Annotated in this window: 14 protein-coding genes and 3 pseudogenes; 12 read left to right on the forward strand and 5 right to left on the reverse strand. The window is 65.0% G+C overall.

Annotated elements, in window-relative coordinates:
- Positions 1-2 precede the first annotated feature (2 nt).
- Positions 3-620: an arylesterase gene (locus V5B44_RS18470; protein ID WP_332360473.1), complete on the reverse strand. Its 618-nt coding sequence runs from the start codon at positions 618-620 to the stop codon at positions 3-5.
- Here V5B44_RS18470 and V5B44_RS18475 point away from each other — a divergent pair.
- Positions 619-1,305, forward strand: coding sequence for an ABC transporter ATP-binding protein (locus V5B44_RS18475; RefSeq protein WP_287632554.1), 687 nt, complete (start codon positions 619-621; stop codon positions 1,303-1,305). The genes V5B44_RS18470 and V5B44_RS18475 overlap by 2 nt on opposite strands.
- On the opposite strand, the gene hpnE is transcribed toward V5B44_RS18475, so the two are convergent.
- The 3 genes from hpnE to hpnC are packed head-to-tail and all read right to left on the reverse strand — an operon-like array spanning position 1,226 to position 4,258.
- A complete protein-coding gene (gene hpnE / locus V5B44_RS18480) occupies positions 1,226-2,584 on the reverse strand; it encodes a hydroxysqualene dehydroxylase HpnE (RefSeq protein WP_332360474.1) in 1,359 nt (452 codons plus the stop codon). The two genes, V5B44_RS18475 and hpnE, sit on opposite strands and share 80 nt — an antisense overlap.
- Positions 2,581-3,414, reverse strand: coding sequence for a presqualene diphosphate synthase HpnD (gene hpnD / locus V5B44_RS18485; RefSeq protein ID WP_332360475.1), 834 nt, complete (start codon positions 3,412-3,414; stop codon positions 2,581-2,583). The genes hpnE and hpnD overlap by 4 nt, the downstream gene beginning before the upstream one ends.
- A 43-nt stretch (positions 3,415-3,457) precedes the next feature.
- Entirely contained in the window at positions 3,458-4,258 is an 801-nt protein-coding gene (gene hpnC / locus V5B44_RS18490) for a squalene synthase HpnC (protein ID WP_332360477.1), read from the reverse strand.
- A gap of 181 nt (positions 4,259-4,439) precedes the next feature.
- Here hpnC and V5B44_RS18495 point away from each other — a divergent pair, with 181 nt between their 5' ends.
- On the forward strand, positions 4,440-5,624 hold the full coding sequence (locus V5B44_RS18495) for a DEAD/DEAH box helicase (RefSeq protein WP_332360479.1): 1,185 nt from the start codon (positions 4,440-4,442) through the stop codon (positions 5,622-5,624).
- Between the two features lie 227 nt (positions 5,625-5,851).
- On the opposite strand, the gene V5B44_RS18500 is transcribed toward V5B44_RS18495, so the two are convergent.
- Positions 5,852-6,010, reverse strand: a complete 159-nt coding sequence (locus V5B44_RS18500; protein ID WP_332360480.1) for a hypothetical protein — start codon at positions 6,008-6,010, stop codon at positions 5,852-5,854.
- Between the two features lie 83 nt (positions 6,011-6,093).
- Here V5B44_RS18500 and V5B44_RS18505 point away from each other — a divergent pair.
- From V5B44_RS18505 to V5B44_RS18550, 10 genes and pseudogenes are all read left to right on the forward strand, one after another.
- Positions 6,094-6,318 (forward strand): annotated as a pseudogene (locus V5B44_RS18505) (C-terminal helicase domain-containing protein); the annotation flags it as partial.
- A gap of 286 nt (positions 6,319-6,604) precedes the next feature.
- Positions 6,605-7,387: a hypothetical protein gene (locus V5B44_RS18510; RefSeq protein WP_332360481.1), complete on the forward strand. Its 783-nt coding sequence runs from the start codon at positions 6,605-6,607 to the stop codon at positions 7,385-7,387.
- Positions 7,388-7,734: 347 nt separating this feature from the next.
- A pseudogene (locus tag V5B44_RS18515) lies at positions 7,735-8,129 on the forward strand (DUF3883 domain-containing protein).
- A 23-nt stretch (positions 8,130-8,152) separates the two neighbouring features.
- On the forward strand, positions 8,153-8,383 hold the full coding sequence (locus V5B44_RS18520; RefSeq protein ID WP_169069339.1) for an AbrB/MazE/SpoVT family DNA-binding domain-containing protein: 231 nt from the start codon (positions 8,153-8,155) through the stop codon (positions 8,381-8,383).
- Positions 8,373-8,672 carry a type II toxin-antitoxin system PemK/MazF family toxin gene (locus tag V5B44_RS18525; protein ID WP_332360483.1) on the forward strand — a complete coding sequence of 100 codons (300 nt, stop codon included), beginning with the start codon at positions 8,373-8,375 and terminating at the stop codon, positions 8,670-8,672. Before V5B44_RS18520 ends, V5B44_RS18525 begins: the two co-directional genes overlap by 11 nt.
- A gap of 229 nt (positions 8,673-8,901) precedes the next feature.
- Complete coding sequence (locus tag V5B44_RS18530) at positions 8,902-10,194, forward strand: AAA family ATPase (protein ID WP_332360484.1); 1,293 nt, start codon at positions 8,902-8,904, stop codon at positions 10,192-10,194.
- Between the two features lie 3 nt (positions 10,195-10,197).
- A complete protein-coding gene (locus tag V5B44_RS18535) occupies positions 10,198-10,851 on the forward strand; it encodes an RloB family protein (protein WP_332360485.1) in 654 nt (217 codons plus the stop codon).
- Positions 10,848-13,740 (forward strand): annotated as a pseudogene (locus tag V5B44_RS18540) (DUF1156 domain-containing protein). Before V5B44_RS18535 ends, V5B44_RS18540 begins: the two are co-directional and overlap by 4 nt.
- Positions 13,741-13,759: 19 nt before the next feature.
- A complete protein-coding gene (locus tag V5B44_RS18545) occupies positions 13,760-14,065 on the forward strand; it encodes a nucleotidyltransferase family protein (protein WP_332360486.1) in 306 nt (101 codons plus the stop codon).
- Between the two features lie 19 nt (positions 14,066-14,084).
- Positions 14,085-14,390 (forward strand): HepT-like ribonuclease domain-containing protein, encoded by a 306-nt coding sequence (locus V5B44_RS18550; RefSeq protein ID WP_332360488.1) that lies wholly within the window; start codon positions 14,085-14,087, stop codon positions 14,388-14,390.
- Positions 14,391-14,393: the final 3 nt, after the last annotated feature.

The following is a 14,393-nucleotide window of genomic DNA, read 5'->3' on the forward strand; positions in this document are numbered from 1 at the left end:
GGCTATTTTAGCAGTGGGGCAAGTCCGCGCCAGACATTGTCGAGCAGCAGCGTCTGCGCCTCGGCGGTCGGATGCAGGTTGTCGGCCTGAAACAACGCTGCCTGCGTTGCCACGCCGTCGAGCAGGAAGTCTACCAGCGCCGTTTGCCGGGCTTTGGCGACCTCGGCGAAGACCTGGTGGAACTGCAGCGCGTATTGGCCGTAGTTGGGTGGGATTCGCTGACCGACCAGCAGCACGCGGGCATTCTTCTTCTGGGCGCTGGCGACGATGGCTGTCAGGTTGTCGCGCACTTGCGCCACCGGCAGCCCGCGCAAGCCGTCGTTGGCGCCGAGGGCGACAATGACCACCCGTGGCGAGTGCCTGGCCAGCGCCGCTTCGATCCGGGTACGGCCACCGCTGGTGGTTTCTCCCGAGATGCTGGCGTTGACGACGCTATAATCGAGCCTCTTCTCCTGCAGGCGCCTGGCCAGCAAGGCGGGCCAGGCGGCATCCTGCCGAATACCGTAGCCGGCTGAAAGCGAATCGCCAAAAACCAGGATGGTTCCTGCTGCCTGGACGGTCGCGGTGAGCAGCATCAGGCCAGCAAGCAGGAAGTGGCGGTATTTCCGGAAAAGGGACATGGTTCGAGACACAGCGATGGTCGTTGAGGTGAAGGATCTTGCCAAGCGGGTCGATAACGGTGGCGAGCCGTTGACCATTCTGCACGAGATTTCGTTCGCCGTCGCGGCCGGCGAGACGGTGGCGATCGTCGGCGCTTCCGGCTCGGGGAAATCCACGCTGCTGAGCCTGCTGGCCGGCCTTGACCTGCCGAGCAGCGGTACGGTGGCCCTGGCTGGCGAGGATCTCGGTCGCCTGGACGAGGATGCGCGGGCGGTTCTGCGCGGCCGCGTGCTGGGCTTCGTTTTCCAGACCTTCCAGTTGTTGCCTTCGCTGAATGCCATCGAGAACGTCATGCTGCCGCTCGAACTGGCCGGCGCCGCCAATGCCCGAGCCGAGGCCCAACACTGGTTGCAGCGGGTTGGACTGGCGCACCGCCTGCGACACTATCCGAAACATCTCTCCGGTGGGGAACAGCAGCGCGTCGCCCTGGCGCGTGCCTTTGCCCCGGGCCCACGGCTGGTGCTGGCCGATGAGCCGACCGGCAATCTCGACGCCGCGACCGGCCATCAGGTCATCGAGTTGATGTTCGAAATCAATGCCGAGCGCGGCACCACGCTGATTCTCGTCACCCATGACGAAGAGATCGCGGCGCGCTGTTCGCGCCGTCTGCGGATGCACGCCGGGCAGCTGGAAGAGCTGCGCTGAGCAGGATGTCCTGCGCCGCAGCGACGCCGCTGCGGACTGCTGCTTCCAGCGTTGCCGGATAGTCGGCGCAGACGTAATCGCCGGCCAGCCAGCAGCCGGCCAGCGCCGTCCGGGCGGCTGGGCGGTGCAGATTCGGGCGGCAGGAGTAGGTCGCCCGACGTTCGCGGATCACCTGCTGCCAGAGCACCGGTGGCAGGCGGGCATGCAGTGTCGCGGCGAGTTCGCGCTGCAGGGCTGCGGCCAGCGCCGCGTTGTCGAGTTGCTCCCAGGCGCCATGGCCGCTGAGTACGAAGGCCATGACCCCTGGCGTGCCGCAAAGCGCTCCGCGATCGAAGACCCACTGACCGACCTGCCCGGAAGGACGATCGTCGAGCCCGAGCATCGGGAAGGGCAGGGCGACTTGCGGCGGATACGCGCAGTAGACAGTGCCTATGGGCTCGAAGGCATAGCCGGCGAGCATCTTCGCGACAGCCGCTGTTTCTGTATGGCGAGCGAGCAAGGCCGCCGCATGCTGCGGGCCGACTGCGACGACGGCACAGTCGAAGCGCTCGCCATCGATCATCGGGCCGGCGTCGACGGCTTCGACGCGGCACGACAGGCGAAGGTCGCCGCCATGCGTTTCGATGAAGCGGGCAGCGGCTGCCGGCAACAGCTGGTCGAGGTCGGCTGCCGGCAGCAGCAGATCGGTCGCACCGCTCCCGCCGCCGAGACTGTCGCGCAGCATATTGGCAAAGATCTGCGCCGAGGCCCGTTCGGGCGCCGTATTCAGCGCTGCCAGGCAGAGCGCCTCCCACAGGTGACGGCGCAGGCTCCCGCGCTGGCCATGGCGATCGAGCAAGGCGGTCACCGTGCAGTCTTCGCCAAGCCGGTAGCCGTCACGCTGCAGCGAGCGCATGCAGCGAGCCGCACTGATCTTCTCGGCCAGCGAGGCGCCGCGTGCCGTCAGCAGGCCGGCCGCCAGGTGCCAGGGTGAGGGCAGGCGCGGCAGGCGCAGGCGGAAGGGAAGCGGACCGCCAGGGAAGCTCAGTTCGAGCGGCAGGCGCTTGAGCAGGCGATCGGGGTCGGCACCGACTTGCTTCATCAGCCGTAGCGTCTCGCGATAGGCGCCGACCAGGAGGTGCTGCCCGTTATCGAGACGGTGCCCCTGAACCTCGACGCTGCGGGCGCGTCCACCAAGCTGTCTGGCGGCCTCGAAGACGGTCACGCGAAATCCCGCCTGCGCCAGTTCGACGGCAGCCGACAGACCTGCCCAGCCGGCGCCGACGATCGCTGCCCTCATCCACGCACCCAGGTCCGCCAGGCGATCCACAGCTTGCGGATCGGCGGCAGCGAAGTTCGCTGGGTGAGGACCTGGCACCCGTCACGCTTGATCTCGTCGAGCAGCGTGCGGTAGATCGCCGCCATCACCAGCCCCGGGCGTTGTGCCCGGCGATCAGCCGCCGGCAGGGCGTCGATCGCCTGCGCGTAATAGCTCTCGGCGCGCTCGACCTGGAAGTCCATCAAGCGGCGGAAGTTGTCCGAATGGCGGGCGTTGAGGATGTCGGCGGCAGTCACCTCGAAACGCTGCAATTCGTCGATCGGCAGGTAGATGCGGCCCATGCGCGCATCTTCGCCGACGTCGCGGATGATGTTGGTGAGCTGGAAGGCGAGGCCGAGATCATGGGCGTACTTCTGCGTCCTGCGGTCCTGGTAACCGAAGATTTCTGCCGCCAGCAGACCGACGACGCTGGCGACACGGTAGCAATAGAGCGACAGCGCCTTGAAATCGAGATAACGTGATTGCTGCAGATCCATTTCCATGCCATCGACGATCTCCTGCAACTGCTCCTGCGGCAGGTTGAATTCTGCGCTGGCCGCCTGCAGCGCCTGCGTCACCGGGTGCTGCGGCTGGCCGCCGTCGATGCGTGCCAGCTCGTGTCGCCACCAGGCGAGCTTGGTGGCGGCCACCTGCGGGTCCTGGCATTCATCGACGACGTCGTCAACTTCCCGGCAGAACGCATAGAGCGCCGTGATGGCGCGCCGCCGATTCTGCGGCAGGAAAAGGAAGCTGTAGTAGAAGCTCGAGCCACTGCGGGCCGCCTTCTCCTGGCAGTATTCGTCGGGGGTCATGCGCGATCTCGGGATTTCCACGGGGCAGTCATTCTCCCATGACTTACATCAACAGCGCGCGTCCACCGACGCGCAGCCAGTCGCCGGCGCCAAGCATCGGCCGATACCGAAAGACGTCGCCGCGTGCATGACGGATTCTCTCCAGGATGCGCAGGCCCCCCTGGACTGTCAACCGTATTTCCCAACCGATGCGGCCCGGCAGCTGATGGACCAGCGGCGCGCCTTCGCTCATCAGGCGATGCGTGCGGTCGAGCTGGAAATCAAGCAGCGCAGCCCATTCGGCAGTCCAGCGTCCGGCCGCGATCTGTGTTTCGGCGACATGGAACTGTGCGAGGTCGGCTTGTGGCAGATAGACCCGGTCCTTCTGCCAGTCGATGGCGATGTCCTGCCAGAAGTTCACCAGTTGCAGGGCCGAACAGATGCAGTCCGAGCGGCGCAGGTTCTCTTCGCTGGCTCGCCCGGCAAGATGAAGCAACAGGCGACCGACCGGGTTGGCCGACCGCCGGCAGTAGTCGAGCAATTCCGGGTAGTCCGCGTAACGCTTCTTGACGACATCCTGGGCAAAGGCGTCGAGCAGGTCGCGGAGCAGCGGTACCGGCAGTTGCCACTCGGCGACGATCACCGCCAGCTCCTTGAAGTCCTCCCCGGCGGGAGCCTGACCACGTTCGATCCGGTCGAGTTCGTCCCGGTACTCAGCCAGGCCCTGCAGGCGGATGGCGCGCGCCTCTCCTTCGTCGGCAATGTCGTCGGCCGCGCGGGCGAAACGATAGATCGCCTCGATCGGCCGGCGCAGGCGCCGCGGCAATAGCAGCGAGGCAACAGGGAAGTTCTCGTCGACAGGCATCGTTGAGGAGCTGGCTGGCCAGAAGCCCGGCGGCGGCTGACAGTATAGGGTGCGGGCGGTTAGAATATCCATTGATCGACGGAGCAGTGGCGTTGCTGGCGAGATCGAGTTGCTACCCGGCGCCATGGCAGTGCCTGGCGATTGGTAGACGCAGCAGGTTTAGGTCCTGCCGCCGCAAGGTGTGGGGGCGATTCCCTTCCTGGGCAGAAAGCAGTCCAAGGTAGTCCGTACCGGTTCCGATCAGCCATGCTCGAACAACTCCAGACCCAACGCCGCCATCCGCGGCATCGTTCCCGACGCCCTGGTGACCGTGGTCAGCGTCCAGTGGTTCGGCTCCGAGGCGCTGGAACTGACCTACAAGACCGCCGCCGGCAAGGTCGCCAACGAGCTGCTCTACCGCCACGACGAGCCCCGCCTGGAACTCGTCGAGCAGGGCCGGCCCTGGAGCTTCGACGGCGACGGCGCGCTGTTCCGCCTGGTCTCCGAGGCCCAGCGCATCCGCCTCGCCCACCTGTTCGACCCGGTGCTGGCGGTCCACACCTCGGTCGTCGATCCGCTGCCGCACCAGATCACCGCCGTCTACGAGGCGATGCTGCCGCGCCAGCCGCTGCGCTTCCTGCTGGCCGACGATCCCGGCGCCGGCAAGACCATCATGGCCGGCCTGCTGATCAAGGAGCTGATCGCCCGCGGCGACCTGCAGCGCTGCCTGATCGTCTGCCCCGGCAGCCTGGCCGAGCAGTGGCAGGACGAGCTCTACCGGCGCTTCCACCTGCCCTTCGAGATTCTCACCAACGACAAGCTCGAAGCCGCGCGCACCGGCAACTGGTTCCTCGAAACCAACCTGGTCATCGCCCGCCTCGACAAGCTCTCGCGCAACGAAGACGTGCAGCAGAAGCTGCAGGCGCCCGATTGCCGCTGGGACCTGGTGGTCTGCGACGAGGCGCACAAGATGTCGGCCACGTCTTCGGCGGCGAGACCAAGTACACCAAGCGCTACCGCTCGGCCAGCTGCTCTCGACGCTGACCCGGCACTTCCTGCTGATGACGGCGACGCCGCACAACGGCAAGGAAGAGGACTTCCAGCTCTTCATGGCGCTGCTCGACGGCGACCGCTTCGAGGGCCGCTTCCGCGACGGCGTGCATACCGCCGACGTGTCCGACCTGATGCGCCGCATGGTGAAGGAAACCTGCTCAAGTTCGACGGCACGCCGCTGTTCCCCGAGCGCATCGCCTACACCGTGCCCTACAGCTCTCGGACGCCGAAGCCGCGCTCTACAAGGCCGTCACCGACTACGTGCGCGAGGAGTTCAACCGCGCCGAGGCCCTGGAGAACGACAAGCGCGCCGGCACCGTCGGCTTTGCCCTGACCATCCTGCAACGGCGGCTGGCCTCCTCGCCCGAGGCCATCTACCAGTCGCTGCGCCGCCGCCGCGAGCGGCTGGAAAGCCGGCTGCGCGAACTGGAGTGCTGCAGCGCGGCGGCCAAACCGCGCCGATCTCCCGCCATCGCTGCCCGCCCTCGACAGCGAAGACGTCGATGACCTGGACGAAGCGCCCGACAACGAGGTCGAGGCCGCCGAGGAAGAAATCCTCGATCAGGCCACCGCCGCGCGCTCGATCGCCGAACTGCGCATCGAGATCGAAACCCTGAAGGGCTGGAAGGCCAGGCGCTGGCCGTCCGCCGCAGCGGCACCGGACACCAAGTGGCGCGAACTGGCCAGCCTGCTCGGCGAGATCTTCACCCCGGCGGCCATCGGCCATCGCGTTCGCCGAACCGCCGCCCCTATGGCGCCGGCCGATCCCGCCGCCCAAGCCTTCGCCGCACCAGAAGCTGGTCATCTTCACCGAGCACCGCGACACGCTCAACTACCTCGAACAGCGCATCACCACGCTGCTCGGCCGCAAGGAGGCCGTGGTCATCATCCACGGCGGCATCGGCCGCGAAGAGCGCCTGAAGGTGCAGGAATCCTTCAAGCACGACCCCGAGGTGCAGGTGCTGCTGGCCACCGACGCCGCCGGCGAGGGCATCAACCTGCAGCGCGCGCACCTGATGGTCAACTACGACCTGCCGTGGAACCCCAACCGGCTCGAGCAGCGCTTCGGCCGCATCCACCGCATCGGCCAGACCGAGGTCTGCCACCTGTGGAACCTGGTGGCCGACGAGACCCGCGAGGGCGACGTCTACCGCAAGCTGCTGGAAAAGCTCGAACAGGCGCGCCAGGCGCTGGGCGGCCAGGTCTTCGACGTGCTCGGCAAGCTCCAGTTCGAGGGCAAGGCCGCTGCGCGACCTGCTGATCGAGGCCATCCGCTACGGCGAAAAGCCCGAGGTCAAGGCCTACCTCACGACGGTGCTCGACAACGCGCTCGACCGCGGCCACCTGCAGGCCTGCTCGAAGAGCGCGCGCTCGCCCACGACGCCATGGACGCCAGCCGGGTGCAGCGCATCCGCGAAGACATGGAGCGCGCCGAGGCCCGCCGCCTGCAGCCGCACTACATCGAGTCGTTCTTCCACGAAGCCTTCAGCGCGGCTCGGCGGCACCGCCAAACAGCGCGAGCCCCGCCGCTACGAGATCACCCACGTGCCCGCCCCGGTGCGCAACCGCGACCGCCTGATCGGCATCGGCGAACCGGTGCTGCCGCGCTACGAGCGCATCGCCTTCGAGAAATCGCTGGTCGCGCCCCAGGGCCAGCCGCTGGCCGCTTTCGTCTGCCCCGGCCACCCGCTGCTCGACGCCGTCATCGACCTCACGCTGGAGCGTCACCGCGACCTGCTGAAGCGCGGCACCGTGCTGGTGGATGAGCGCGATCCCGGCATGCAGCCGCGCGTGCTGTTCTACCTGGAGCACGCCATCCAGGACGCCGGCCTCACCCGCGCCGGCGAGCGCCGGGTCGTCTCGAAGCGCATGCTCTATGTCGAAATGGACGCCAGACGGCGCACCCGCCATGTGCACTACGCCCCCTATCTCGACTACCGCCCGCTCGCGACGGGCGAGCCCGGCATCGACGCGATCCTCGACCGGCCCGAATGCCAGTGGATCACCGCGAACTGGAGAAAAAGGCCAGGGCTACGCCATCGCCCAGGTCGTGCCGGAACACCTGGCCGAGGTGCGGGACGCGCAAGCTCGAACTGATCGCCAAGACCGAGGCCGCGGTCAAGGATCGGCTCACCAAGGAAATCACCTACTGGGACCACCGCGCCGAAGAACTCAAGCTGCAGGAGCAGGCCGGGCAAGCCCAACGCCAAGCTCAACTCCGGCGAGGCACGCAAGCGCGCCGACCTCCTGCAAGGGCGGCTGCAAAAGCGGCTGGACGACCTGAAGCTCGAAGCGCAGATCTCGCCGCTGCCGCCGGTGGTGCTGGGCGGCCTGCTGGTCGTGCCGATCGGCCTGATCAAGGCCATGACCGGCCAAACAACGCTCGCCGACCACACCCGCCCGTCGACACCCAGATCAGCGCCGCCCGCGCTCGCGCCATCGTCATGGACATCGAGCGCAAGCTCGGCTTCGAGCCCACCGACCGCGAATTCGAGAAGCTCGGCTACGACATCGAAAGCCGCGTTCCCGGCACCGGCAAGCTGCGCTTCATCGAGGTGAAGGGCCGCGTTCCGGCGCGCCGACGATCACCGTCACGCGCAACGAGATCCTCTACTCGCTCAACAAGCCCGACGACTTCATCCTCGCCATCGTCGAGTTCATCGACGCGACCACGCACAAGGTGCATTACCTGCGCCAGCCGTTTCAGCGCGAGCCCGATTTCAACGCTGTGACCGTCGATTACGACTTTGCCGGATTGCTGGCGCGTGCCGAGGGACCCGCGCTAAGCCCTCCTGCTTGCTTGATTCAGGCGAATGCCCGCTGTAAAGTAAGAATGTAATGCAATCCTTACTGGAGAACGAAATGCTCGCCGTTGCCAAGATCACTGCCAAGGGCCAGACCACGATCCCGCAGGACGTGCGCGCCGCACTGCATGTTGCCCCCGGCGACCTGATCGCCTGGGAAGTCGGCGCCGACGGCACGGCGACCGTCCGCCGCGTGCAACCGCTGGACCTCGAATACCTGCGCGCCGTCGAAGGCACGCTCTCCGAATGGTCGGGCAGCGCCGACGAGGAAGCCTATCGTGAGCTTTGAACGCTTCGCGGTCGTCCGCGTGCCGTTTCCCTTCACCGACCGCAACGCCACGAAGAACCGCCCGGCGCTGGTGCTCTCGGACGCCGCGGCTTTCAACACTCCGGCCGGTCATTCGGTGATGGCGATGATCACCTCGCAGGCCAATGCCCCCTGGCCGCTCGACTGCCCGCTCGCCGACCTCGCCGCCGCCGGCTTGCCAGCGCCGTCCAAGGTGCGTTTCAAGCTCTTCACCCTCGACCATCGCCTGGTGCGCGGCGAACTCGGGAAGCTCGATCGCCATCCAACGTAGCCTGGGCCTTGGCCAGGTCGACCGTGAATATCACCTACGCCAGCCATTTCAGCGCGAGCCGGATCTTGGGGTCACCCGCGTCAACTCCGACTTCGCCGACCTGCTGACGCCGGCCGTGAATCCCCGACATCAGTTGAGTAAAGCGGCCAGAATGTGAAATTTTGATTGCCAAATTGCGGAAATACAGCAAGAATCAGACCGTGATTTCACGTTTGGTGAGTCGACCCACATGTTGATTGAGTTTAGCGTCGCTAATTTCCGCTCGATTCGGGCGGGGCAAAAGCTGAGCATGGTAGCGAGCTCAGACGCTGCTCATCTTCAACGCAACGTCACGGGCCAGACTAAAGAGTTGCGCCTGTTGCGGTCAGCGGTCATCTATGGTCCGAACGCGGCGGGCAAGAGCAACGTTTTGCGCGCCGTGGAAACCTTGCGGCAACTGGTGCAGAACTCCGCCACGAGTTTCCAGGAGGGCCATGCCATCCCCGTGACGCCGTTTCTCTTTGCACAGGCGTCATCTGAAGAGCCTTCGGAATTCGAGATCATCTTCACTGCCGACGATGGTGTCCGCTATCACTACTGTTGCGCGGCAAGTTCCGAGCGTGTGTTCAAGGAATGGCTCGTGGCCTACCCGCATGGTCGCGCGCAAAGGTGGTTTGAACGGGAGTACAGCGCGGAAAGCAAAACGCAACGCTGGTGGTTCGGACCAAACTTCAGCGCCGAGCGGGCGGAGCGCAAGGTCTGGCAGGAGTTCACCCGGGACAACGCCTTGTTTCTGTCGACGGCCATTCAACTGAACAACGCCCAACTCCGGCCGGCTTTCAACTGGATTACCCAGAAGCTCATCGTGTTGGTGCCCGGTGTCGACATGAACCCATTCCTGAGCCTTAACCTCCTGCGCGACGCGGGTGAGCACGAACAGATCATGCGCTTCATGCGCGCGGCGGATATCGGCATCGATCGTTTGGAACTGCTGGAAGAAGACCATCCCTCGCCCACTGCGGGCAAGCTCCCTCCGGGCGCCGTACGGGTTCACCTGGAGGTTGGTCTGCCGTTGGGCTCTCCTCCGCAAGCACCGAAGCACTTGCGCGTCCTGGCATGGCACAAGCGGGCGGATTCCAACGAAGAAGTGGCGCTCGACATGGGCGACGAGTCCGACGGTACGCAGAAGCTGTTTGAGTTCTCGGGCGGCTGGTTGCGTGCGCTTGAATGGGGGGCAACGCTGCTCGTCGATGAGTTGGACCGCAGCCTGCATCCCCACATGACGCGCTTCCTCGTGTGTCTGTTCCATAGCCGGAAGAACGAAAAGAACGCGCAACTGGTGTTCACGACGCATGACACGACCTTGCTGGACACCGAACTTCTACGGCGCGACCAGATCTGGTTCGTGGAGAAAGACAAGCAGGGTTGTTCGCACCTCTATTCACTGCTGGAATACTCGCCAAGGAAGGACGAAGCCCTGGAGCGTGGCTATCTCAAGGGCCGCTACGGCGCGATTCCCTTCATCGGCAGCATCGGCGGTTGACGCATGGCGCGCCGCATGCCGATTTCGAAGCTGCGGGATCGTGGATCATTCCGTCGTACGGCAGGACAGAAGCCGCCCCGATCAATCACCCTCATCGTGTGCGAGGGCGAGACCGAACAGGAGTATTTCGAGGCCGCGCGTCTCAAGTACGGGCTGACGACCGCGGAAATCGTTCTTGCCGAGAACACGAAAGGCGCGGCGCCCATCAGCGTCGTCGCCTGCGCCGAGGAGAAGTGTGCGGAGCGCGGCGGCTATGATCAGATCTACTGTGTCTTCGACCGTGACGGCCACGAAAGCTTTGACCGCGCGCGAGCAAGGATCGCAACCTTGGCCGGGCGCAAGAACAAGCCGCTCCCCGTTCGGGACGCGATTTCAATCCCGTGTTTCGAATTCTGGGTGCTCCTGCACCACGAAAGAACGGACGCTCCGTTCAACCGTTGCGCCGACGTGATCGAACGACTTCGCGAGCACATGCCAGGCTATGAAAAAGCGGATGTCACCATTGCCAGGCAACTCATGTCGAGGCTGCAAAACGCCCTCGAAAACGCCGCCTGGGTCGAGACTGAGGCAGAGCACACCGGGTACAACCCGTACACCTCGGTTCACCACGTGCTCCGGCATTTCGCGCAAGTGGCCGATCAGAAAGACATCACGTGATCCAGAAGAAAAAACTCATCGAAGTCGCGCTGCCGCTGGAGGCGATCAACATCGCCAGTGCGCGCGAGAAATCGATCCGCCACGGGCACCCGAGCACCTTGCACCTGTGGTGGGCGCGGCGGCCGCTGGCGGCGGCGCGGGCGGTGATTTTCGCGCAGATGGTCGATGACCCATCGGCGCATCTCGACATCTTCCCCACCGAGAAGAAGCAGGAGAAGGAGCGGCAGCGGCTGTTCCGCATCATCGAGGATCTGGTGAAGTGGGAGAACACGACCAACGAGACCGTGCTGCAGCAGGCACGCGACGAAATCTGGCAGAGCTGGCGCTATACCTGCGCCGAGAATGCCGATCATCCACGGGCGAAGGAACTGTTCGACCGCTACAGGCTGCCGGCGTTTCACGACCCGTTCGCCGGCGGTGGCGCGCTGCCGCTCGAAGCGCAGCGGCTGGGATTGGAGAGCTACGCCAGCGACCTGAACCCGGTGGCGGTGCTGATCAACAAGGCGATGATCGAAATTCCGCCGAAGTTCGCCGGCAAACCGCCGGTGAACCCGGATGCGCAGCGCCAGAAAGCGCAGATGGACAAGAGCTGGCGAGGCGCGCAGGGCCTCGCCGAGGACGTGCGCTACTACGGCCAGTGGATGCGTGACGAGGCCGAGAAGCGCATCGGCCATCTCTACCCCAAGATCGAGGTCACGGCAGCGATGGTGCAGGAACGGCCGGACCTGAAACAATACGCGGCCGGAAGCTGACGGTCATCGCCTGGCTGTGGGCGCGCACGGTCAAGAGCCCCAACCCGGCCTTCGCCAACATCGATGTGCCGCTGGCCTCGACCTTCATGCTCTCGACCAAGGCGGGCAAGGAAGCCTATGTCGAGCCGGTGATCGAGGGTGGCGGCTATCGGTTCACGGTCAAGGTGGGCAAGCCGAAGGATGCTGAGGGAGCGAAGAACGGCACCAAGCTGTCGCGGGGGGCGAACTTCAGGTGCCTGATGTCGGACGCGCCGATGTCTGGCGATCATGTCAAGAGCGAAGGCAAGGCGGGACGGATGGGCGCGCGGTTGATGGCCATCGTTGCCGAGGGCGAGCGCGGGCGGGTCTATCTCGCGCCAACGCCGGAAATGGAAGCGATCGCCCTGACGGCGCAACCAGAGTGGAAGCCGGAGACGCCATTACCCGCAGACATGCGCTCGCACTGGACGCCACCCTACGGGCTGACAACGTATGGCGACCTCTTCACCCCCCGCCAACTCGTCGCGCTGACGACCTTTTCCGACTTGGTGCAGGAAGCGCGCGAACGGGTAAAGCGCGATGCCATCGCCGGCGGCCTGCCCGATGACGGGAAAGCGTTGGAGGAAGTCGGCGCTGGCGCCACGGCGTATGCGGATGCGGTTGGGGTGTACCTGGGGTTCGTAGTAAGCAGCCTGTCAGATCGGATGACAACGATCTGCACTTGGGATGCTGGCGGACCGACGTGGGGCACCAAAATGCGAAACACTTTCGCCCGGCAAGCAATTCCAATGTCCTGGGACTTTGCCGAAGTGAATCCACTTTCAACTCAGTCGGGTAGTTTCGGCAATTCGCTCGACTACACTACTAAAGGCGTGGCTTGTGCAGGCGCTATGAATGGCTGTGCGCTTCAATCCGACGCAAGCACCCAGACGACGAGCGTTGATAGGGTCGTTTCCACCGACCCTCCGTATTACGACAACATCGGCTACGCTGATTTGTCGGATTTCTTCTACGTCTGGCTGCGCCATTCGCTCAAGCGGGTTTTCCCCGATCTTTTTGCGACGCTGGCCGTGCCCAAGGCCGAAGAACTGGTGGCCACGCCCTACCGTCACGGCAGCAAGGCAAAAGCCGAGACTTTCTTCCTCGAGGGGATGACGCAGGCCATGCACCGGCTCGCCGAACAGGCGCACCCGGCCTTTCCCGTGACCATCTACTACGCCTTCAAGCAAGCGGAGAGTGACGGCGCGGACGGCACGACCAACACTGGCTGGGACACCTTTCTCGCTGCCGTCATCGAAGCCGGTTTTGCCATCAGCGGCACTTGGCCAATGCGCACCGAACTGAGCAACCGCATGATCGGATCGGGCACCAACGCGCTCGCGTCCAGCATCGTCCTCGTCTGTCGCCAACGTCCAGCTACCGCACCCACCGCCACCCGCCGTGAGTTTGTCACTGCCCTCAAGGCCGAACTTCCACAGGCGCTGGCTCACCTGCAGGCCGGCAACATCGCCCCGGTAGACTTGGCGCAAGCGGCGATCGGCCCCGGCATGGCGGTCTATACGCGCTACGCGAAGGTGCTCGATGCCGAAGGCAAGCAGCTCTCGGTGCGCGCTGCACTGGCATTGATCAACGAGACCCTCGACGAAGCCCTGGCGGAGCAGGAAGGCGACTTCGACGCCGACAGCCGCTGGGCGCTCACCTGGTTCGACCAGACCGGCTTTGCCGAAGGCGATTACGGTGTCGCGGAGCAGCTTTCCAAGTCCAAGAACACCAGCGTCGGTGGCCTGGACGAAGCCGGCATTCTGGTCTCCAGGGCCGGCAAGGTGCGCCTGCTGAAGCCGGACGAACTGCCGGCCGACTGGGACCCGCTGACCGACAAGCGGTTGACCCACTGGGAGATCGTGCACCACCTCATTCGCGCGCTGAATCCGGCGGCGAAAGCGCCGCGGCCGGATTGGTCGCCAAGCTCGGCAGCAAGGCCGAAACCGCCCGCGAACTCTGTTACCGCCTCTACACCCTGTGCGAGCGCAAGAAGCGCGCTGTCGAGGCCATGGCCTACAACGGTCTCGTGCAGAGCTGGCCGGAGATCACCCGCCTGGCCGCCGAGAAGCCCTGTGCGTTGATAGCTGGTACGCCTGACCTGTTTGGGCAAGAATGAAGCAGCGAAGGAGCCTGTCATGAAACGACTATTGAACCTCGACGCAGAAGCGCTGGCGCAGTTCTGCAAAGCCCATCACATTCGCCGCCTGTCGCTGTTCGGCTCGCAACTGAAGGGAACGGCTCGGCCGGACAGCGACGTCGACCTGCTGGTCGAGTTTCTGCCGGACGCGCGACCGACGTTGCTCGACATGGCGCAGATGGAAATCGAGTTGTCGCAAGCCCTCGGGGGGCGGAAAGTCGATCTGCGTACCGCGCAGGACTTGAGTCGCTACTTCCGCGACGAGGTGGTTCGTACGGCAGAGGTGCAGTATGTCGCCGGATGATCGCTGGCGGGTCGGCCACATGATCGATGCGGCCAGCCAGGCGCTGGCTTTCGTCGAGGGACGCAGACGCGAGGATCTGGAGAGTGACCCGATGTTACGCCTGGCATTGACTCGCGCCGTGGAGATCGTCGGCGAGGCCGCAACTCAGGTGAGCGAAGCCGGGCGCAGCGAGTTTCCCGGCGTACCCTGGCCGCAGATCGTCGGCATGCGCAATCGCCTGGTGCACGCTTACTTCGACATCAACCAGAACATCCTGTGGGACACCGTGCAGCTCGCGCTGCCGGGGCTTCTGGAACAACTGAAAACCGTGTTCGAATCGGAGTAACAC

It is taken from the genome of Candidatus Accumulibacter necessarius, assembly GCF_036625085.1.